Origin of the sequence: Enterococcus sp. HMSC078F03 (genome assembly GCF_001811595.1) — a bacterium.
In the GTDB taxonomy this organism is placed as follows: domain Bacteria; phylum Bacillota; class Bacilli; order Lactobacillales; family Enterococcaceae; genus Enterococcus; species Enterococcus faecalis.
Genome location: NZ_KV805535.1, coordinates 1 through 1,450, shown reverse-complemented (window position 1 = coordinate 1,450; position 1,450 = coordinate 1). Strand labels below are relative to the sequence as shown.

Genomic DNA, 1,450 nt, shown 5'->3' with positions numbered 1-1,450 from the left:
CTGAAAAAAATGGAGCTGAACAGAGTTCAGCTACCCCAAATGATACCACAAACGTGCAACAACCAACAGTAGGAGCAGAAAATTCAGCACAAGAACAACCAGTAGTCAGCCCTGAAACAACCAATGAACCTCTAGGGCAGCCAACAGAAGTTGCACCAGCTGAAAATGAAGCTAACAAATCAACGTCCATTACTAAAGAATTTGAAACACCAGACGTTGATAAAGCAGTTGATGAAGCAAAAAAAGATCCAAACATTACCGTTGTTGAAAAACCAGCAGAAGACTTAGGCAACGTTTCTTCTAAAGATTTAGCTGCAAAAGAAAAAGAAGTAGACCAACTACAAAAAGAACAAGCGAAAAAGATTGCGCAACAAGCAGCTGAATTAAAAGCCAAAAATGAAAAAATTGCCAAAGAAAATGCAGAAATTGCGGCAAAAAACAAAGCGGAAAAAGAGCGTTATGAAAAAGAAGTCGCTGAATACAACAAGCATAAGAACGAAAACAGCTATGTCAATGAAGCGATTAGTAAAAACCTAGTGTTCGATCAATCTGTCGTGACGAAAGACACTAAAATTTCGTCGATTAAAGGCGGAAAATTTATCAAAGCAACTGATTTTAATAAAGTAAATGCAGGGGATTCAAAAGATATCTTTACAAAATTACGGAAAGATATGGGCGGGAAGGCTACTGGCAACTTCCAGAATTCCTTTGTAAAAGAGGCAAATCTTGGGTCTAATGGTGGGTATGCGGTTCTTTTAGAAAAAAATAAACCAGTGACAGTGACCTATACAGGACTAAACGCTAGTTATTTAGGACGTAAAATTACAAAAGCAGAATTTGTTTATGAACTACAATCCTCACCAAGCCAAAGTGGAACGTTAAATGCAGTATTTTCAAACGATCCGATTATCACGGCTTTTATTGGTACAAACAGAGTCAATGGTAAGGATGTTAAAACACGCTTAACGATTAAGTTCTTTGATGCGTCAGGTAAAGAAGTACTACCAGATAAAGATAGTCCATTTGCGTATGCGCTGTCTTCTTTAAATTCAAGTTTAACGAATAAAGGTGGCCATGCGGAATTTGTTTCTGATTTTGGGGCGAACAATGCGTTCAAATACATTAATGGCTCATACGTGAAAAAACAAGCGGATGGAAAATTTTACTCACCGGAAGATATTGACTATGGCACAGGACCTTCTGGATTGAAAAATAGTGATTGGGACGCTGTAGGGCACAAGAATGCGTACTTTGGTTCAGGTGTAGGTCTAGCTAATGGACGTATTTCCTTTTCTTTTGGTATGACAACAAAAGGAAAAAGTAATGTTCCTGTATCTAGTGCGCAATGGTTTGCCTTTAGCACTAACTTAAATGCGCAATCAGTGAAGCCTATTTTCAATTATGGGAATCCAAAAGAACCAGAAAAAGCAACGATTGAATTCAATCGATA

At 37.8% G+C, this 1,450-nt stretch carries 1 pseudogene; it reads left to right on the top strand.

Annotation, left to right across the window (positions count from 1 at the left end):
- Positions 1 to 1,450, top strand: a pseudogene (gene prgB / locus HMPREF2810_RS01795) (LPXTG-anchored aggregation substance PrgB/Asc10); the annotation flags it as partial.